Origin of the sequence: Alcanivorax sp. (assembly GCF_014762765.1) — a bacterium.
In the GTDB taxonomy this organism is placed as follows: domain Bacteria; phylum Pseudomonadota; class Gammaproteobacteria; order Pseudomonadales; family Alcanivoracaceae; genus Alcanivorax.
Genome location: NZ_JABURH010000206.1, coordinates 1 through 19,750, shown reverse-complemented (window position 1 = coordinate 19,750; position 19,750 = coordinate 1). Strand labels below are relative to the sequence as shown.

Here is a 19,750-nt window from a genome sequence, read left to right as displayed (position 1 = left end):
TTTTTCTTCCGGATAAATCGCCAGGTGCCAGCCGGGCTCGTTACCCACCGCCCAGAAGGTGGCACCGGCTTCCCGGGCACCGGCCATACCCGTTTTCGGCGGCGCGGCTTCAGGCTGCTCCGAGGCGACTCGCTGCAGCATGATGGTGACATCTTCACCACTGGCGTGCTCACCCAATTCCACAGTGTGACGCTCGGTCGTTGTCCATAATAATTGCCCTTCCGCACCCCGAATCTCTGCACGCACGGCATAGGCCATGGGATGATCATGAACAATTGCATCTCTGGCATAGCGCAGGGTAAAGGGCACCGGCACCTGGCCCGGGTCGTCGATATGCTGCTCGGCGATCACTGTGGACGGCGCATCGGCCAGCGATACATCCTCCAGGGTTACCGTGAGCGTTGCGCCTTCCGGCATGGCCATACGCTCTCGGTACATGGCTTTACCACTGAGGATCTGTTGTTCGGTCTTTTCACTCTGCTCAGCAACGGTAGGTTGCTGGCTATCAGATTCCGGTTTTCCCTGATCACAGCCAGACAGGACAAGCAAGGCAGCAATGCCAGCGGAACCAAACAGCACGGAAACAGAACGGTGGGTAAATATGGGAGATCGCATAGTCATTCCTTGTCATCGTCAGTGATGGGATTCGCTGGACGCCCGGCGGTTCCCTGCCGAGCTTTACTAATAAAGCACCGCTCATAAAAAAGCAGCCCACTGGGGCTGCTTTTTTACTTTTCTTCAACGTTTTCTTTAAACGGTAACGACCAGCTCCACATCAATATTGCCGCGGGTGGCATTGGAGTAAGGGCACACCTGATGGGCTTTCTCCACCAGTGTCTGTGCCTGCTCCTGATCCAGCCCGGGGAGGTTCACATTCAGCGTTGCCTGGATGCCGAACCCGCCACCCAGCGGACCAATGCCCACCTGACCGGTAATGGCGGTTTCTTCCGGCAGGGACACCTTGGCTTTACCGGCCACCAGTTTCAGGGCGCCCAAGAAACAGGCCGAGTAACCGGCGGCGAACAGTTGCTCCGGATTGGTTCCCTCGCCGCCCGGACCGCCCAGGGCCTTGGGGGTGGTGAGTTTGACGGACAGCTGGCCGTCATCGCTGGCGGCGCGGCCATCACGGCCGCCGGTGGCAGTGGCTGTGGCTTCGTACAACACTTTTTCAAGACTCATGGTGCTCTCCCTTATACTCGCTATTTAATAGCGCACTATTTAAAAGACCCAAAATATAGGCCTTTCCGGCTTGCGACCTGATTCCCTCAGGAACCAGACCGGTGTCACCCAATGCAATACAGGTTCAGTCCGCCTTTGCCAACCGCGCGCGCAGTGCATGCAACTCATCACGCAGGTGCACCAGCTCTTCCGGACTGCACTGGCTGGCGCACAGTACTGCCTCTGGCACTGTCTCCGCCTGCTGGCGCAGCGCCCTGCCCGATTCGGTCAGGGTCACTTCCACATGACGCTCGTCCGGACGGCTGCGCTTGCGCAGCACCAGGCCCATGCTTTCCAAGCGCTTGAGCAAGGGCGTGAGGGTGGCGGAATCCAGAAACAGGCGTTCGCCGATTTCCGATACGGACAGCCTGTCCTGCTCCCACAGCACCATCATCACCAGATACTGCGGATAGGTGAGTCCCAGCTCCTTCAACAGCTTGCGGTACACCTTGCTCATGGCAAGCTGTGCGGAATACAGGGCAAAACAGACCTGCAGGTCCAGCTTCAGCCAGGAGGCATTGTCAGGAGCGTCATCGTTCATGGGCTCACTTTAAATAGCGCGCTACTTAATAGCAAGCATATGTTGTTGGAGCCTTGCAGGCACGGGTACAACGCCACAAAAAAGCCCCGGCTTGCCGGGGCTTTAAAGTCTTCAGCCTCGCGCTATCAACCGAAGGCCGGAATCCCGGTCTGGGCACGGCCCAGAATCAGGGCATGCACATCATGGGTGCCCTCGTAGGTATTCACCGCCTCCAGATTCATCACATGGCGGATCACGTGGTACTCATCACTGATCCCGTTGCCGCCGTGCATATCGCGGGCCTGACGGGCGATGTCGATGGCCTTGCCGCAGTTGTTGCGTTTCATCAGCGAGACCATTTCCGGCGCCCAGTTGCCGCTATCCATCAACCGGCCCAGCTGCAATGCGCCCTGCAGGCCCAGGGTGATTTCGGTCTGCATGTCCGCCAGCTTTTTCTGGATCAGCTGTGTCGCCGCGAGAGGCCGACCGAACTGCTTGCGGTCCAGGGTGTATTGCCGGGCCGCCTGCCAGCAGAATTCCGCCGCGCCCATGGCGCCCCAGCTGATCCCGTAGCGGGCCTTGTTCAGGCAGCTGAACGGCCCTTTCAGTCCTTCCACGTCCAGGCGGTTTTCGTCCGGCACAAAACAGTCGTCCAGCATGATCTGCCCGGTGATGGAAGCGCGCAGGGAGAACTTGCCTTCTATTTTCGGGGTGGTGAAACCGTCAAAGCTGCGCTCCACCACAAAGCCGGTGATCTTGCCGTCCAGGTTGGCCCATACCACTGCCACATCAGCAATGGGGGAATTGGTGATCCAGGTCTTTGCACCGTTGAGCAGGTAGCCACCGTCCACCTTTTTGGCGCGGGTGCTCATGGAGCCCGGGTCAGAACCGTGATCCGGCTCGGTCAACCCGAAGCAACCCACCCACTCGCCGGTGGCCAGTTTCGGCAAGTATTTCTGGCGCACCGCTTCACTGCCAAAGGCATGAATCGGGAACATCACCAGCGACGACTGCACGCTCATGGCCGAGCGATAACCGGAATCCACCCGCTCCACTTCCCGGGCCACCAGGCCGTAGCTCACATGGTTCACCCCGGCGCCGCCATACTGCTCGGGAATGGTGGGACCGAGAAAACCGAGTTCCCCCATTTCCGTCATGATGTCCCGGTGGAAAATCTCGTGCCGGTTGGCTTCCAGCACCCGGGTCATCAGTTTGCTCTGACAGTAATCATGGGCCGCATCACGAATCATGCGTTCGTCTTCGGTAAGCTGGGTTTCCAGCAACAACGGATCTTTCCAGTCGAATCTTTGCATTAGTCATCCTGTTCGTTTCATTCCGCAGGGCGGAAATTTCCGGCAAGAAATCTCCGCCCTGCGGGTTTCATTATTCATTATTAGCTATTAATTATTCATTGCCTCTCAATCACCATGGCCACACCCTGACCAATGCCAATACACAGGCTGACCAGCGCATAACGGCCACCACCGGCCTCCAGCTGGCGCATGGCGGTGAGGGCCAGGCGCGCACCGGATGCCCCCAGTGGGTGCCCCACGGCAATGGCCCCACCGTTGGGGTTGAGACGTTCATCATCGCCAGCCAGCCCCAGCTGTTTGCAACAGCCCAGTACCTGGGTGGCGAACGCCTCGTTAATCTCGATCACATCCATCTGCGCCAGGGTGAGACCGGCCCGGGCCAGTGCCTTGCGGCAGGCCTCCACCGGGCCCAGGCCCATGACCCGTGGGGCCACACCAGCCACCGCACCCGCCAGAATCCGGGCGCGCGGGACAATGCCCGCCGCGTCACCGGCAGCACGGGAACCGATAATCAGTGCCGCCGCACCGTCATTCACACCGGAGGCATTCCCTGCGGTGATGATGCCACCCTCAACGATAGCAGGCAGTTTTGCCAACTTTTCAGCGGTGGTGCCGGCGCGGGGATGCTCATCCTCTGTCACCGTCAGCGGCTCTTTCTTGCGGCCCTGGGGAACAGTCACCGGCAGAATCTCTTCCCGGTAAAAACCCTGTTCCCGGGCCGCCTGGTAGCGCTGCTGGGAACGAGCGGCAAACGCATCCGATGCCTCACGGCTGATGCCCAGGTCGTTGGCCACGTTCTGGGCAGTTTCCGGCATGGTGTCGGCACCGAACTGGCTGAGGATGGCCGGGTTGGGGAAGCGGGCGCCGATGGTGCTGTCGAAGATGGTCATATCGCGGCTGAAGGCTTTCTCGGCCTTGGCCATCACGAACGGCGCCCGGCTCATGGACTCGGTGCCGCCGGAAACAATCAGCTCGCCCTCTCCCACCGTCACCATGCGCGCCGCATCCAGCGTCGCCGCCAGGCCACTGCCACACAGGCGGTTAACGGTAATCCCGGCCACGGATTCCGGCAGCCCCGCCAACAGGCCGGCGTGACGCGCCACATTGCGGGCATCTTCACCGGCCTGATTGGTATTGCCGATCACCACGTCTTCATAGCGGGACAGCTCGAACCCGTTGCGCTGTACCAGCTCACGGATCACCCCGGCCAACAGGTCATCCGGTCGCACCGGCGCCAGGGCGCCACCATGGCGACCAAAAGGGGTTCGCAGACCATCGTAGATATAGGCATCCAGCATTTGCACTCTCCCGTTCCAGGGAGTTGCAAGTTGCAAGTTACAAGTTACAACGCGACATGGGATTTATTATTTGGCTACCACTTCCGCCGCGCACCCATATTATCCCGCCAAGGGTTCTGGCGCGGCGACAATGCCCTCAAGGCGCTACCCGCCTCGTCCGCGTTGCAACTTGCAACTTGTCACTTGCAACTGCCTTTGTCCGCTGTGCGGAATGTTGTTTTGAAACTTGACGGGCAGAATAGGCCGTGACAGAGTGCGATGCAAGTGATTCGCCTCGCGGTCACGCCCCCAAAGACCCAATATTACCGCCGGACCCGACCATGATTCGTGATGCCGAAATCCTCAGCCAGTTGACCGATACCATTGCCCGCTTTGTCCGTGAACGACTGGTGCCTGCTGAACAGCACGTGGCTGAGACGGACACCATTCCCGAAGACATTGTCGCCGACATGAAGGCCATGGGGCTATTCGGTCTGTCGATCCCCGAGCAATACGGCGGCCTGGGGCTGACCATGGAAGAGGAAGTGCTGGTGGCCTTTGAACTCGGCCGTACCTCACCGGCCTTCCGCTCCCTGATGGGCACCAATAATGGCATCGGCGCCCAGGGCATCCTCATTGATGGTACCGAAGAACAGAAACAGAAATACGTCCCGGCGCTGGCCACGGGCGAAGTGATTGGCGCCTTCTGCCTGACCGAACCGGATGTGGGCTCTGACTCCGGTGCGGTGAAAACCCGCGCCCAGCGGGACGGCGACCACTACATCCTCAATGGCACCAAACGCTATATCACCAATGGCCCCCATGCGGGGCTGTTTACCGTGATGGCCCGCACCGACCCGGAGATCCAGGGTGGCGGTGGCGTTACCGCCTTTATCGTGGAAGGCGATACCCCCGGCATTTCCCGCGGCAAGGCCGATGTGAAAATGGGCCAGAAAGGCGCCCACACCTGCGACATCATTTTCGACAATTGCCGGGTGCCCGCCGAGAACATTATCGGTGGCAAGGAAGGGGCAGGTTTCAAGACCGCCATGAAAGTGCTGGACCGGGGCCGCCTGCATATCTCTGCGATCTGTGTGGGCGTGGCCACGCGACTGATTGAAGACGCAGTGAATTTTGCCGCCGAGCGCAAACAGTTCGGCAAGCCCATCATCGAACACCAGTTGATTCAGGCCATGCTGGCGGATTCCCGGGCGGAAATGTTTGCCGGCCGCTCCATGGTGCTGGAAGCCGCCCGCAGCAAGGACCGGGGTGAAAAGGTCAGTCTGGATGCGTCCTGCTGCAAGTTGTTCTGCTCTGAAATGGTAGGCCGCGTGGCCGACCGTGCCGTGCAGATTCACGGCGGTGCCGGCTATATGGCGGACTATGCGGTGGAACGCTTCTACCGCGACGTGCGCCTGTTCCGGATCTACGAAGGTACCACCCAGATCCAGCAGATCGTCATTGCCCGGGAGCTGGCGCGGCAGGCAGGGAATAGTTGAAAGTTTAAAGTGGAAAGTTCAAAAGCTCGTTCCAGGCCAAAGGTAATTGATGGAATCAGTGCCCGCGGTCAAATGCTCTATTCGCTATGCAAGCATAGGTTATTCGCTGCGCTCACCCTTCGGGCCGCCCTGCGGGCGTTACTCCGCTACGCTCCGTTCCCACAAAAAAATCTATCGTTCTTTGGGGCCCTGTGGGAAGCGATGCTCGCATCGCGAATCAGACCTACCGGCGCGGGTCCGGCTTTGTTCGATTGGCAGCAACAGCGATTCACGTTTCAACTTTAAACTTTCAACTCGCAACTCACCCATGTCCCTGACCCGCCTACTCCATTACACCCTCCCCCTGTGCATGCTGGGCACCCTGCTGTTTCTGGTGTTCGACCTGCAAGCCGGGGGCTGGCTGGCGCGCATCGCACTGCTGCTTTATCTACTGGTGCAATGGCCCCGCCAGACCCGGATGGCAAAGGGGATTCTGCTGGTGGTTATCGCCATGGCTGCTGTGGTTGTCTGGCGTGACGCCCAGCCCGTTCCCATTCTGCTAGGGGCGCTGGATCGGCTCTGTTTCTTTGCCACCTTTGTGTCTTCCCTGGGGCTGCTGCGAGTCTCCGCCATGCGCTCGCGGCTGGTGCGGGAGGCCGGCACTACCCTGATCCGCCAGAAACCGGCCCTGCGTTATCCCACCCTGTCACTGGGCACCGCCCTGTTCGGGGTGATCATCAATATCGGCGTGCTCAACCTGTTCGGCGCCATGGTACTGCGCAGCAATACCCTGAAAGCCGCCGGCGGCCATGAGGACATTCAGGCGGCGCGGGAGCGACGCATGATGCTGTCGATTCTGCGCGGTTTTGCCCTGGCGCCACTGGTCTCGCCTCTGGGTATCACCATGGCAGTGATCCTGGCCAATATGCCGAGTCTCACCTGGGCCACACTGGCGCCGGTGGCACTGCCCACCGCCGGCCTGTTCTTCCTGCTGGGATGGTGGCTGGACTGGCAATTACGCCCCGGCCATCTGGCCAGCCGGGTGCCACACACCGCGCCACCCTCCCTGACACCGCTGTGGCAATTCACCCTGCTGGCGCTGGCAATCACCCTGAGTGTTTTCGCCGTGTCGGTGACAGCGGACCTGCGTTTGCCCGTGGCCGTGCTGGTAGCCTGCCCGCTGTCAGCAATACTGTGGATGGCCCTGCAACGGCGGCGGCTGGGTGGCGGCACCGGCTTGCCACGGGCCCTGACGTTACTGGGGAGACATTCACGGCTGATCTTTGGCGCCAATCGGGGAGAAATTGCCGTGCTGGGCGGCTCCGCCTGCCTGGGGGCACTACTGACGCCTCTGATTGATCAGCCTCTGCTATACGAGCTGCTGCAAGCCACCCACCTTCAGGGCGCCGCCATGGCCGTGGCCGCCATGTTGCTGGTGGTGGCGCTGGCACAGGTAGGGCTCAACCCGATCGTGTCAGTCACCTTACTGGCATCCTTGCTGGGTGATGGGGTCGGCGCCGACCCACGCCTGCTGGCCGTGGGCCTGATGTGCGCCTGGAGCCTGTCGATGATTTCCTCGCCGTTCACTGCCTCCATGCTGGTGCTCAGCCAGTTGATTGGCCGCTCGCCCTATCAGATCGCCTGGCGCTGGAACGGATTGTTCTTTGTGCTGGTGGTGCCGATGCTGGCGTTATGGATGATGCTGGTTGCGGCAATATTGTAGGTATCACCCCTTGATAAACCCGTTTCGAATTGCGACGCGTATGGCCTCAGCGGTTGTCGCCACCCCAAGGCGTTGCCGCGCCTTGCGCAGGTGATTCTCAACGGTTCGGTTGGACAAACCCAGGGTTGCCGCAATATCCGCCTGGCGCCAGCCTGCCGCTGTCCATGCCAATATCTCGCTTTCCCGGCCGGATAAAACTCTGGGCGTCTCCCGGTCCGGCATTTCGATAAGGCGGCGAGCGGCAAGAAAAGCCGAGGTGGCCACCAGCCCTGCCGATAGCCGGGCCGCCGGTGACGCATCGATTTTTTCGCCGCCCAGGCTCATCGCCCCCTCCAGCCCGAGTGGTCCGAATATCGGAACCTGCAATCCATGGATGCCAGGCCCCTGTGGCTTGCGAACAATGCGATAATGCTCGCCTTCCTGATCCAGTGTCTTGGTCCAGAAAAATGCCTCGCCGATATCCAGAATATGTCGGGTTACCGGGCAACGCCTGACGTAGGTTTTCGCATCCACCGCTTTTCCGTCTCCGAACCAGTCCCCCTCTACCCAGTAAATGCGGTCGACCAGTTCGTCCAGTGACGCGGATGCCGAAAACAGGACGAAGCGGTCGTAACCAAAGCCACTGGCACAGCGACGAACCGCATCCTGGATACTTGTCAGGCTCTCGCTTCTTTCCAGCAAGAGAGCCACGCGCACGGCGTCATCGGTTGGCACAGGGGTTACTCATTACCCACAGCGTCAAGCAAGGCCTTCGCTGCCAGTTTCCCCAGCGCATTGCCGGCCAGAGGGCTGTCACCGGTCAACATTTTTCGATCCTGGCAGGTCTCTCCGGAGATGTTGTCATTCACAATTTCAAATCCCATGGACGTCAATTGTTCCCCGAATTTCCAGGTCAGATGGCCCGGCATATACCCCATGTCCGGGGTCTGGGCATCCAGTGCATCCGGGAAGGCACAGATTTTATATCCGGAAAAAGAAGGCCCGCCTTTCGCCGCCAGGAAGGCCGCGGGGCCATGGCACAGGGAAATGATGAATTTGTCATTTGCCAGCGCCCACTCCAGAACCGCTTTCATATCGTCGCTCTCTGGCAGGCCGATCAGGGCACCATGGCCGCCGGGAATAAACACGCCGATATAATCCGAGTCTTCGCCCAGTGCGTCTTTCACCACATCTGCCAGCTTCAGGGGCTGCTTGAACTGGCCCCGGAACTTGGAGAACAAGCCTTTCACTTCCTCGTCCTCGGACGGCATGGCCCAGAACTCGAACTTGACCGGGTTGCCGGACAGGGTCGCGATGTCGAATGCAAAACCGGCTTTGTCCAGGTGATACATGGGCAGCAAGGTTTCCACCGGATGGTTACCGGTAGAGAACATGGTGCCGTTGTCAGTCATCAAATAGCGCTCATCCGCACCAACGACCAGCACTTTCCAGCGACCACCGGTATAGGGGGACGGGTAGTCTGCGCCACTCAAGTCTGATTTCGGAGCAGTGAACTGGCTGAGGGAATAAGGGGACGGAAAGAATGCATTGTCTTCCGCCGGGTCCGGAGTGGGACGCTTGTCATCAGATTGCGCTGTTGCCATGAAAACTCTCCATCACTGTATGAGACATTAGTCGCTTCAGTGTAGAACGAGTTTCATGACAGGCAATGAGGGATTTCCCCCAGTGGCAACGCCGATCTATTTCATCATGTGTCATTCGGGCCGCTTCGGTTGCCTTGCCCTTTTCGCAACGTTATTTTGACTCCGGTTCACGCAGCGCTTCTGAACACCCAGATTCCTCCACGGTTCTGCCGCTGCACCCTCCCCTGCTCCACCAGACAATTGAGGTGAGCAATGCTTTCGCCCATGGCAAACATCAGCTGTTGCACATCCAGTTCCCGACGGAACATGACCGGAAGCATGTCGTGGGCATTGTGGGGGTGCTGACGGCAGGCGGCCTGCACCTGATCCAGTTGCTGGTCATGGTGGTCCGCCAGTGCATTGATGCGCTGGTGCAAGCCTCGAAACGGCAGACCATGGGCGGGCAACACCAGGGTGTCCCGGGGCAAGGCATCGCGTATGGCCTTGAGGCTGCCCACGAAGGCGGCCACCGGGTTCGCTTCCGGTTCCGTGGGCCGCACCATCAGATTGCTGGAAATGGTCGGCAATACCTGGTCGCCACTGATCAGCAGACGATCGCTTTCCCGGTAAAGGCACAGGTGCTCGGGAGCATGACCACGACCGATATGAATCTGCCAGCGCTGGCCATCGATGGTCAGGTTGTCACCGGCACCGACAAATTGCGGGTCCACCGGCATGGGCATCACCACGCGACGAAAGCCGTTACCCTTGCCAGCCACCTTGTCCAGGTTGTCGCCCTGCAGGCCATGGCTGCCGAGAAAATGTTTGAAGCGTTCGATGGTCTGTTCGTCGCTGGCGTCGCAGATATGGCTGGCCAGTTGCCATTCGCCCCGACTCATGATGACCGGCGCCTGGCAGTGTTGCTGCAGCCAGCCAGCCATGCCCAGATGATCCGGGTGGTAATGGGTGACGATGATGCGGGTCACCGGTTTGCCGTCCAGTTGTTCGCTGAGCAACTGTTGCCAGATTTCCCGGCTGCGGCGAACTCCCAGCCCGGTATCCACGATCACCCAGCCATGGTGGTCTTCCAGCAACCAGAGATTGATATGGTCGAGGGCGAACGGCAGCGGAAACCGCAGCCAGTAGACCCCGTCGGCCACCTTGAAACGCTGACCTGCCGGCGGCAGATCAGTGAACGGATAGTGTAGTGACATAACCAACCTTTTGTTTTTTCACCACAGAGGTCACCGAGTACACAGAGAAAAACAAACTGCTGTTTGCAACGCCGCTTGTTTCTGAGAGCCGCTTACAGGGCTTCCAGGCAAGGGGTTTTCTCAGTGAACTCTGTGCCCTCTGTGGTAAACCATTATTGATAGGAGCACAGCCATGCGTGCCTGGTGTATTGAGGATCAGCAACTGCAACTGGACACCCTGCCGGACCTGCAACCGGGGCCGGAGGAAATTTGCGTGCGGGTGAAAGCCATCGGCGTAAACCGGGCGGATCTGTTGCAGGTGCTGGGCCGGTACCCGGCACCGCCGGGCACCGACAGTCGCATTCCCGGGCTGGAATACGCCGGGGTGGTCAGCGCCGTGGGCGCGCGGGTGCAGCAACGGAAAGTGGGTGATGCGGTGATGGGCCTGGTGCCCGGTTGTGCCTATGCGGAGCAGGTTGTCACCCATGAACGGGAAGCGCTGACCGTTCCTGATGGCATGGACTTCGCCCGCGCCGTCACCCTGCCCGAAGCGTTTCTGACCGCTTACCGGGCTCTGTTCCTGGAAGGCGGTTTGCAGCCTGGCCAGTGGTGTCTGATTCGTCCGGCCACCGCCGGCGTCGGCCTGGCCGCAACGCAACTGGCCGCAACGCTGGGCGCCCGCCCCATCGGCAGCAGCCGCGACCTGAGCAAGCTGGACACGGCCACCGACATGGGGCTGGCGGCCCAGGTTTGCGAGGACGACACCTTGAAAGCGCAGCTGGATGCGTTGACCGAGGGTCAGGGAGTGGCGGTGATTCTGGATATGGTTGGCCCGGACTGGAATGCCCTGCTCGGCGGCCTGCGTGCCGAGGGCACCCTGGTGAATATCGGCGTCCTTGGCGGCCTGAGCACGGAGCTGAATCTGGGCGCCCTGCTGATGAAACGCCAGACGCTGAAGAGCATGACCATGCGCAGCCAGCCCCTGGAGAACCGCATCCGTATGGCGCAGCTGTTCAATGACCGTCTTGCGCCCCTGTTTGCCAGCGGCCGCCTGCTGCCCCTGCCACTGGAAACCTTCCCCTTCACCGACGCCAAAGCCGCCCACGAGCATATGGCCGGGAACGACTTCAGTGGCAAGCGAGTGATTGTGGTTGGCGACTGACATGCGCAAGGCCCAGCGGGAAACAATATTTGAAATACTATTTCACGTTTTCTGCCCGGGCCTCAATGACCAAAAACATCAGGTCGGGCTACGCTTTGTGTCGACGGCTTGTTAAAGGCTGATTTTTACCACAGAGGGCACAGAGCTCACTGAGGAAAGACGGGAATTCGGTTTGCGCAACGCTTCCTGCGATGGAAATAGGCGAATGGGATCGTGACAAGGAAAAGCAGTGCACCACCAAGGGCATAACGAACACAGAGATGATGTTTTCCTCAGTGAACTCTGTGCCCTCTGTGGTAAAACCGCTTTTCCCGAATATCAGCGCATTACGCGCAGCAAGTCAGAACGTGAAGCCCACCCCCAGGTGGAAGGCGTACACATTCATGTCGGCCACGAATTCCGCGTCGCCCACTTCCGCGTACTGGTACTGGGGCAGGCCCGGGGCGCGGATGAAGGTGCGGTCTACCTTGGCTTTCACTTCCTTGACGCTGATGTACTTGGCATCCGCGGCCAGCCACCAGTGATCGCTCAACCGCCAATCGGCGCCAATCTGCCCTACCCAGCCGAATTTATCCTGAATCTCCAGTTCAGGTTCTCCCACTTCTGTGAGAATCGGGTTGGTGACATGGCTGTCGTAGGTAAACAGATACACGGCTCCCAGACCCACATAGGGCCGGAAGTTGTGGTCCAGGCGGAATCGCTTCACCAGGGTCACCATGGGCGGCGCCACCTTGGTTTCGCCCACCTTTTCGCCCAATGCGGGCACCCCGGTGGGAATTCCGTTGGCCTCGGTGACCAGTGGCTCATCCGCCAGCTTGCCCTTGGCCTTCAGTTCCAGGGTGGGCGGCAGGGCCGCCATGGTTTCGATGGACCAGCCACCATCCCCCCAGCGCAGCTTGTAGCCGATGATGGCAGCCGGAATGGTGAGCGGATCACTGAACGCCTCCCCTTCCTGCTCACCAGGCTCCACCGCCACTTCAGCAATCTCTGACAGGTTGCTGAGCGTGATCGATCGGGTCTTTACGTCCGGGGACATATGGATGGCTCCGAAGCGAAAGTAGAGCCGGTCTTCGCCAAAAATCTTCTGGGTGAATTTCACCCCGGGGTAATCCGGGCCGTACATGTCCTGACTGGCAACATGGGCAGACAGCAACCCCAGCACGACAAACAGGAAAATCCGTTTTTTCGCATCCATTGTTTTTCTCATTATCAACGCTCCCCCGCATTTTCCTGACCCGCCGTGGTGAGGCGGGCGTGGGTGGGGTTGTTAACCACACGGATGCGGAAGTCGTCCTTGGCAATGCCCAGCTCCAGTGAACCCACGCCCTCTTCCGGGAGAATGCCGCCGATGATCAGGTCAAGCAGGTCTCCCAGTACCGGGATCAGAGCACCAAGGTCCACTGACAGGTTCAGCGTCGCGGCAATGGCGGACGCATTGCGTGACTCCAGGGTGATCTGCCCGTTGCGCAGGAATTTCACCGGCCCGGTCAGGTAGGCTGATACCGGCAGGCTTCTCACGTTGGCATCCGCCACATTGGGTATGGCTTGCCCACCGGGGATCAATGCGGAGAGCAGGCGCAGGTCCGGGGCATCCAGCCAGGCATCCAGGCGGGTGATGAAGATCGGATTGTCGATTTCCTCCCCGGTGTCCGGGTCAATCTGGTTCACCACAAACCCGCGCAAAGGCTGCGGGGGCTTGTCGTCATAGGGCCGGAAACGCAGCACCAGTGCACCTGTTTCCAGTGGTAACGGAATGAGATCGCCCAGAACCGGAATGGCCAGCGTCGCGTTGGCGGTCAGTGATGTGCCCATCACATGCTGAGCATTGATCTCCACCGGAATCGCCGACCCTCCTACGGTCTGGATACAGAAGATTTCGCCATCGGCATCTTCCTGGGTGGCGCACCAGCGGCCATTGCCTTCATCGACCAGACCGATATAACTCAGGTCCAGCGGTTGCTTTGGCAGAAACGCCATGGGCAACGCCGCATGGGTAAAGATCTGGTCACCTTGATCCAGGTTGGCGCCGCCAATCAGCCCACCGGTGCTTTTCACATGACCGCGGGCATGATTGTTGACCGCTTCCACTTCATCGTTATCCCAGTTGCCATTGCCATTGATGTCGGTGTACTCCCGGGTCAGAACAGTGGCATAGGCAGCCCCTTCATCCGGGGTGGCGGTGAAATCGAGCAGAATCGGCGGACCACCCTCACAGGGCTGATTTGAGAGAGGACCGCAGGTGCCCATGCCGTTGAGTGGGTCCGTATTGATATCCAGGTTGCCGAAGCGATCGTGGCTGCGGAATACCGGCTCCCCATTGTCACCACCGTTGATCACCAACCGGTACTCATTGCCGGGGATGATGGTGTCCGGTGCTGGCTGCGCCCGCAGACGCAGGCTGTTGCGTCGTGCCGACATGGGAATGTTCTGCCACTGGCCATTGGCCTGTTCGCCCAGACACATGGCCCCGCCTTCACAGGATTCGCCATCGGCGGCAATGATGCCGAACGTCATGGACGCCATTTCCATGGGCATGTTGAAACTTATCTCGATGGGGCGACTGACGTCGTAGAAGAAGGGGTAGTAAAGCGAATCCGACGCCAGGCCGCCCACACACCGGCCAGCCATTTGCACCGTGTTGCCGTCTGCATCCTGGCGCTCGACGCCACGGTCTTCCAACGCACAACCGATACCGGGGTAGGCCCCCAGCACCACCGGCGGCAGTTCCGGCGCGCCATTGTCGGCCGCATAGCTGGCGGTATCGAAAACAATCTGGCCAGTGCCGTCGGTGGCATCCCCGGGTACGAACTGCAGGTGCGAGGGGTCGAACAGATCCTGGTCTTTCAGGCCATCGCCCAGATCCAGGTAATAGCGCTGCCCTGCTGCCAGTTCATTGAGCGGAGTAATCACCAGGTTGGAACCACTGCTACGGACCTGCACCGGCACCGGTTCGTTGCTGTCCTGGCGGAACAACTTCACCTGTTCCATTCCTTCGTCGTGTACCGGCTCGTTGAATACCACGACGATATTGTTGCTCGGTTCTACCTGGACCTGGTTATGCTCCGGGAACGACCCGGTTGCCTGAAGCGGATCGCGATTGAACTGCTCGAACTCAAAGTCCACGTCGGCACGCACACCCAGCGCAAAGTCCGCGCTGACTTTGGCGGCACCGCTAAGCACGTCCAGTTCCAGGGTTCGAAACACCTCGAAGGTCAGCGCACCATCTCTCACATCCACTACACCGACCGCCTGGATATGCATCAGGTTCTGGTTTACCGAGGCATTGCCCCGCGGCTCTTCCGCATGCATGGCAAGGTCAAAATTCATATAGACAAACATCGGCGCATAATCGTCATCGGGCTGGAAACCCTTGGGCCGATAGGGGTTGGTTACCAGATAGCCGGTCACGTCGGTCACAAAGGTGCCAATGATGTCGCCGGTAAACATGGGCGTTCGCACCTCGCCACCCAGCTTGATCGGATCAATACCGGTAATGCGCAGCTGCTGGCCGGCACGGGCAACCACGGGCACCGCGTCCACATGCACATCCGGTCGGCCCATCCAGCCTTCCAGTACCAGCGGCATGGCATTCACCTGGGTCACACCCAGTGCTTCGGTAACCAGGTTGAACTGGTTAAGCGGCAACCCGTGCAGGCGAGAGGTTTGCGGGTAGCCCGGATCCCCCTGGGCCGGCTGCGCTTTCATCAGCTGCTTGATGGGCGGATTGAGATCGACCACGTCATCCTTGGACAGCGTGGGCGTCAGCTCATAGGTCACTGTCTCCAGCACGTCTTCGTCAAAATCTTCCAGACCCTGCAGGGTGAGTGTGTAGGTGTCGCCGCCGATCAGGTCCTCTTTGGGGTCCAGGGTGATGTAGTGGCGCTCATTGAGAATCCTGACATCCACCAGTTCCCCGGACTGCTGATGCTCCAGCTTGACCGTGTCACCGTAACGGACGGTGGTCTCCACCAACGGCTCGGTGAAGGTGATGCGCACCGGCGAGAAATCCATGAACGGGAAACGTTCTTCTGCAACAGGCTCCGGCAAATAGGCCCCGGGATTCTCCTGGTTGATGGCCAGTACCTCGGGAACCTGGTCGGGCAGCGGGTGGTACTGGCGGGTGCGAAACGTAATCAGCGGGCCGTCCTGATCATCCAGGTTGACGATGCCTGAGGCGATCTGCGGCGATACCCACAACCGATACTCTTCACCGGGGCGCAGACCTGACATGGAAAAGGTCAGGGTATATTTGCGGTTGGAGACCTCGGCACTGGCCATATCCACCAGATTCCCCTCGCTGTCGGCAAGGCACAGGGCACCGGCAAAATTCTCACCGTCAGGCTGGCACTGTGCCTTGGCGGCAGCCTCATCAATGGCGCTGGAAAAGGTCAGCAGCAACTTGCTGCCGAGTGGCAGATCCACCATGCCATCCGAGGGGTAGGCATAAATCAGAGCGTCGCCGGGCTCCGGAGGGATAAACACATCCGGGTCGTCTTCACAGGCATTCAGCAGGGGATAAAGCAGACATAAAACAGCCAGGCGCTGTATCGGTATTGTGCGCATCCTTTCACCCGTTTCTTGTTTTTGGAGGCAGATTTTTCTATTGATTCCGGGGACAGGATTCAGTGGCGGGAGGACGGGGACAAGTTATCGTTTGTAAGCAAAAATCCACATAATGGTGTGTTTTATCTACCTGATAAATAGACACTTTTTATCTTCACGTATACTTCACACACAAAATTCTCAACCAATTCAACGGCTTTTGAAGACCGGCTTTTTGCTCAGAAATTCTGCACTAAAACTTTGTTCGTAATCGTTGGTTGACAAGAAAAACCGCAACATGACGTTTTGTATCATGCTGCGGACAAGATGACGTCTCATTGGTAACGGATACGCAGTGCGGTAAGCACCGTCTTCAGGTGGGGAACAGACACCCTGTGGCGCTCTGCAATCGCTACCACATTGCCGAGAATGGCATCCAGTTCGATGGGTCGGTCACTCAGGTAGTCCAGTGCCATGGAATTTTTGTAGGCGCCCATCTTGCGGGTACCGGCCAGATTTTTTTCCACCAGATCGTCCGGGAGCGGATAGCCATCGGCAGCGGCGACGGCCATCACCTCTTTCATCATGGTACGAACCAGGTCTTCGCCACCGGGGGCATCAAGAATCGATAACGTATCGGCCCCATTGCACAGCACGCTGAGAGGATTGAACGGCGCATTCCAGACACACTTTCGCCAGCGCTCCCCCACAACCGCTTCGCTATCGTTAACCTCAATGCCCCCTTCCCTGAACAGGCCGCTCAAGCGGCGACAGTGCTCATCAAACCCCGCGGGAAAATTGCCCATTACCAGTTGGCCGTAGGCCTGATGATGAACCTCACCGGGGCCCGTGCGGCTGACAGCGATAAATGCCAGGCAGCTCACCAGAGGATGCTGCGGATAGGCATCGGCCAGCTCCCGTTCGATATCCAGGCCATTTTCAATCAGCACCAGGCCGGTGTGGTCGCCCATCCAGGGACGCACCAGCGCGGCACGATCCACGCCGGGCAACACCTTGACGCAGAGCAGAACATAATCGGGAAACGCGTCCGGGGTGTCATCCGGGCGATACACCCGCTCCGGCTGCCAGGACAACTCCCCCAGTGGGCTGGTAAAACGAAAGCCGCCCTCCTTAACCGCGTCATAATCCGAGCGCAGCACCACACTCACCTCACAGCCAGCCCGTTTAAGAATGGCCCCATAAAAGCTGCCGATGGCACCGGCACCGACGATCAGAATGCGAGGTTTATCCGTCATAACAGTGTCTCTTTATCAAGCCCTGCCGCATGGCATGCAAGGGCCACAACGACAGCAGGAAAACGATTAACAACAACCAGAAAGCCCGATCAAAACCAAATTCAAAGGCCTCTGCCAGCGACAACGCAGGATCAGTCTGCCCATAGCGATCACTGAAAAATTGTATGCAAAGGGCGCACAGATTCACGCCCAGGGCACCGCCGATCTGCCGGGCGAAATTGAAAATGCCCGAGCCCTGTGGAATCAATGCCGGTGGCAGCAAGCCCAGTGCCCCGGTGGACGATGGCGGCATCATCAACCCCAGCCCCACCCTGCCCAGCAGCGTCCACCACACCAGCCATACCGCCGATGTCGCCAAGGTGGCACCCGCCATCAGCGCCATGTTGAGGACAAACAACAGCAGACCGATGATCATGATGCGGGTCTCGGAAAATCGGTCGGTAAGGTGTCCGGCCACCGGAAAGGTGAACGCCATGGCCAGTCCCGCCGGCATCAACATCAGGCCGGCACTGGCGGCGCTTTCGCCCAGTACCTGCTGAAAATACAGCGGCGTCACATAGGTGGAGGCGAACACCCCGGCCCCAATCACCATGGACATGAGAAAGCTGCCCGTGAAGCCCGGATACGCAAAGACCCTCAGATCCATGAGAGGGTGGGCATGGCGCCGCTGCCACACCACAAACCATGCCAACGAGACAGTGCCAACAAGCAACGTGGTCAGCAACCAGGGGTCGCTCCAACCACGGCGATGGCCATTGGCCAGCCCCCACAGCACTGCCGTGATACCCAGGGCCAGCAACAGCACGCCAGCACGGTCGAGGCGAACCGGTGCCAGCTGGCGATCCTTGCCGGGCAGGTACCGCCAGGCCATCACCATGCCCACCACACAGGCCGGCAGCACCACCAGGAACACCGCCCGCCAGGACAGGGTATCCACCAGCACCCCTCCGATGGCAGGGGCAATCGCCGGCCCCAACACCACGCCAAGCCCATAGATTCCCATGGCCTGGCCGCGCCGGTTAAGCGGGAAGACCTGAAAGATGGTAATCATGGCCAACGGTTGTACCAGCCCGGCCAACAGACCTTGTCCGATACGGGCCGCCACCAGCAGAGGGAACTGCTCACTGACAGAACCGATAATGGACACGACGATAAACAGCCCCATGGCCAGCAGATAGGCACCACGGGCACCGAATCGCTGGGCACACCAGGCATTGAGCAGCATTCCCACGGTCATGGCAGCAAGAAAGCCGGTGGCCAGCCAGTGCACCTGATCCTGGGCGAGCTGAAACTCCACCATGATGGTGGGAATGGCCACATTGATAATGGTGGACGCCAGCACCACGGACATGGTGCCGAGCATCACGGTTATGGTGGCCAGCCAGCGGTAGCGTGGCCCATAACGGTCGAACAACCGTTCGACCTGGGCCTCTACCGACGCCATTACCGGGTGGGGTCCTCGCTGACCTGCACCAGCAGCTTGCCGCGATTACGTCCGGTCAACAGGCCCTGGAAGGCATCCACGGTGTTTTCCAGACCCTGGACGATATCTTCCTGGTACTGAATTTTTCCAGCCTGCATCCAGGTACTCATGTCACGGACAAAGTCCTTCATCAGGTGGGCGTAATCGAACTGGATAAACCCTTTGATCAGGATCCGCTTGACCAACAGCTTGGTCAGAAACGCGGGCAACTGATCCGGTCCCTGAGGCGCTTCGGTATCGTTGTAGTGGGCGATGCGACCACACAGGGGAATGCGGGCGAAATCGTTGACCTGCTTCATCACCGCATCGAACACCTTGCCGCCCACGTTTTCGAAATAGATATCGATGCCGTCCGGGCACGCTGCCTTGAGCTGCGCGTCAAAATCCTCGTCCTTGTAGTTGACGCAGGCATCGAAGCCATAAGCCTCAACCACATGCTGGCACTTGTCCGGCGCCCCGGCCACGCCTACCACACGGCAGCCTTTCAGCTTGGCGATCTGACCAACCACCTGCCCCACGGCCCCGCTGGCGGCGGACACCACCACGGTTTCACCTTCTTTCGGCTGGCCGATTTCCAGCAGCCCGGCATAGGCGGTAAAGCCCGGCATGCCCAGCACCCCGACGGCGGTGCTGATGGGCGCCTGCTTCGGATCCAGCTTGCGCAGCATGGCCTTGCCCTGCACGGAGTATTCCTGCCAACCACCAAAACCGAGCACGTAATCACCGGCTTCATAACCCTCCAGGCGCGATTCCACCACCTGGCCCACGGTGGCGCCCTGCATCACATCACCGAGCTCCACACTGGCGGCATAGGACTTGGCCGGACTCATGCGACCGCGCATGTAGGGGTCCAGGGACAGGTAGATGGTCTTGATCAGAACCTGTCCGTCTTGCGGGGTTGGTATCGCCCCTTCGCGCAGGGGCAGATGCTCAGCCTGCGGCATCCCCTTGGGGTACTCGGACAGAATAATCTGGCGATTGATCGTCATGGTGCTCTCCCGGATTTCAAACCTACCTGTAGGA

General features: G+C 59.6%; 16 protein-coding genes. 3 read left to right on the top strand and 13 right to left on the bottom strand.

The window, feature by feature from the left end:
* From HUJ17_RS16095 to HUJ17_RS16075, 5 genes are all read right to left on the bottom strand, one after another.
* On the bottom strand, positions 1 to 615 hold a 615-nt coding region (locus HUJ17_RS16095), incomplete at its 3' end, for a YbaY family lipoprotein (protein ID WP_290511646.1).
* A 135-nt stretch (positions 616 to 750) separates the two neighbouring features.
* Positions 751 to 1,179 (bottom strand): organic hydroperoxide resistance protein, encoded by a 429-nt coding sequence (locus tag HUJ17_RS16090; RefSeq protein ID WP_063508073.1) that lies wholly within the window; start codon positions 1,177 to 1,179, stop codon positions 751 to 753.
* A 124-nt stretch (positions 1,180 to 1,303) separates the two neighbouring features.
* Complete coding sequence (locus HUJ17_RS16085; RefSeq protein WP_290511645.1) at positions 1,304 to 1,759, bottom strand: MarR family transcriptional regulator; 456 nt, start codon at positions 1,757 to 1,759, stop codon at positions 1,304 to 1,306.
* A 125-nt stretch (positions 1,760 to 1,884) separates the two neighbouring features.
* Complete coding sequence (locus HUJ17_RS16080; RefSeq protein WP_290511644.1) at positions 1,885 to 3,051, bottom strand: acyl-CoA dehydrogenase; 1,167 nt, start codon at positions 3,049 to 3,051, stop codon at positions 1,885 to 1,887.
* Between the two features lie 95 nt (positions 3,052 to 3,146).
* Positions 3,147 to 4,349, bottom strand: a complete 1,203-nt coding sequence (locus HUJ17_RS16075; protein ID WP_290511643.1) for a 3-oxoadipyl-CoA thiolase — start codon at positions 4,347 to 4,349, stop codon at positions 3,147 to 3,149.
* Between the two features lie 320 nt (positions 4,350 to 4,669).
* Between HUJ17_RS16075 and HUJ17_RS16070 the strand changes: the two genes are divergently transcribed.
* Complete coding sequence (locus HUJ17_RS16070; RefSeq protein WP_290511642.1) at positions 4,670 to 5,827, top strand: acyl-CoA dehydrogenase family protein; 1,158 nt, start codon at positions 4,670 to 4,672, stop codon at positions 5,825 to 5,827.
* Between the two features lie 307 nt (positions 5,828 to 6,134).
* Entirely contained in the window at positions 6,135 to 7,529 is a 1,395-nt protein-coding gene (locus HUJ17_RS16065) for a hypothetical protein (protein ID WP_290511641.1), read from the top strand.
* Positions 7,530 to 7,532: 3 nt separating this feature from the next.
* On the opposite strand, the gene HUJ17_RS16060 is transcribed toward HUJ17_RS16065, so the two are convergent.
* The 3 genes from HUJ17_RS16060 to HUJ17_RS16050 form a co-directional block, all read right to left on the bottom strand.
* Positions 7,533 to 8,243 carry a PA1136 family autoinducer-binding transcriptional regulator gene (locus HUJ17_RS16060; RefSeq protein WP_290511640.1) on the bottom strand — a complete coding sequence of 237 codons (711 nt, stop codon included), beginning with the start codon at positions 8,241 to 8,243 and terminating at the stop codon, positions 7,533 to 7,535.
* A gap of 5 nt (positions 8,244 to 8,248) precedes the next feature.
* A complete protein-coding gene (gene hchA / locus HUJ17_RS16055; protein ID WP_290511639.1) occupies positions 8,249 to 9,112 on the bottom strand; it encodes a glyoxalase III HchA in 864 nt (287 codons plus the stop codon).
* Positions 9,113 to 9,279: 167 nt separating this feature from the next.
* Positions 9,280 to 10,305, bottom strand: coding sequence for an MBL fold metallo-hydrolase (locus tag HUJ17_RS16050; RefSeq protein ID WP_290511638.1), 1,026 nt, complete (start codon positions 10,303 to 10,305; stop codon positions 9,280 to 9,282).
* A gap of 172 nt (positions 10,306 to 10,477) precedes the next feature.
* Between HUJ17_RS16050 and HUJ17_RS16045 the strand changes: the two genes are divergently transcribed.
* Positions 10,478 to 11,446, top strand: coding sequence for an NAD(P)H-quinone oxidoreductase (locus HUJ17_RS16045; RefSeq protein WP_290511637.1), 969 nt, complete (start codon positions 10,478 to 10,480; stop codon positions 11,444 to 11,446).
* Positions 11,447 to 11,786: 340 nt separating this feature from the next.
* Here the strand turns inward: HUJ17_RS16045 and HUJ17_RS16040 are convergent, their stop codons facing one another.
* From HUJ17_RS16040 to HUJ17_RS16020, 5 genes are all read right to left on the bottom strand, one after another.
* Positions 11,787 to 12,641 carry an OmpW family outer membrane protein gene (locus HUJ17_RS16040; protein ID WP_290511636.1) on the bottom strand — a complete coding sequence of 285 codons (855 nt, stop codon included), beginning with the start codon at positions 12,639 to 12,641 and terminating at the stop codon, positions 11,787 to 11,789.
* 14 nt (positions 12,642 to 12,655) lie between these two features.
* Positions 12,656 to 16,009 carry an Ig-like domain-containing protein gene (locus HUJ17_RS16035; protein ID WP_290511635.1) on the bottom strand — a complete coding sequence of 1,118 codons (3,354 nt, stop codon included), beginning with the start codon at positions 16,007 to 16,009 and terminating at the stop codon, positions 12,656 to 12,658.
* A gap of 314 nt (positions 16,010 to 16,323) precedes the next feature.
* On the bottom strand, positions 16,324 to 17,244 hold the full coding sequence (locus tag HUJ17_RS16030) for a 2-dehydropantoate 2-reductase (RefSeq protein ID WP_290511634.1): 921 nt from the start codon (positions 17,242 to 17,244) through the stop codon (positions 16,324 to 16,326).
* A complete protein-coding gene (locus HUJ17_RS16025) occupies positions 17,234 to 18,688 on the bottom strand; it encodes a DHA2 family efflux MFS transporter permease subunit (protein ID WP_290511633.1) in 1,455 nt (484 codons plus the stop codon). Before HUJ17_RS16025 ends, HUJ17_RS16030 begins: the two co-directional genes overlap by 11 nt.
* Positions 18,688 to 19,716 (bottom strand): NADP-dependent oxidoreductase, encoded by a 1,029-nt coding sequence (locus tag HUJ17_RS16020; protein ID WP_290511632.1) that lies wholly within the window; start codon positions 19,714 to 19,716, stop codon positions 18,688 to 18,690. Before HUJ17_RS16020 ends, HUJ17_RS16025 begins: the two co-directional genes overlap by 1 nt.
* Positions 19,717 to 19,750: the final 34 nt, after the last annotated feature.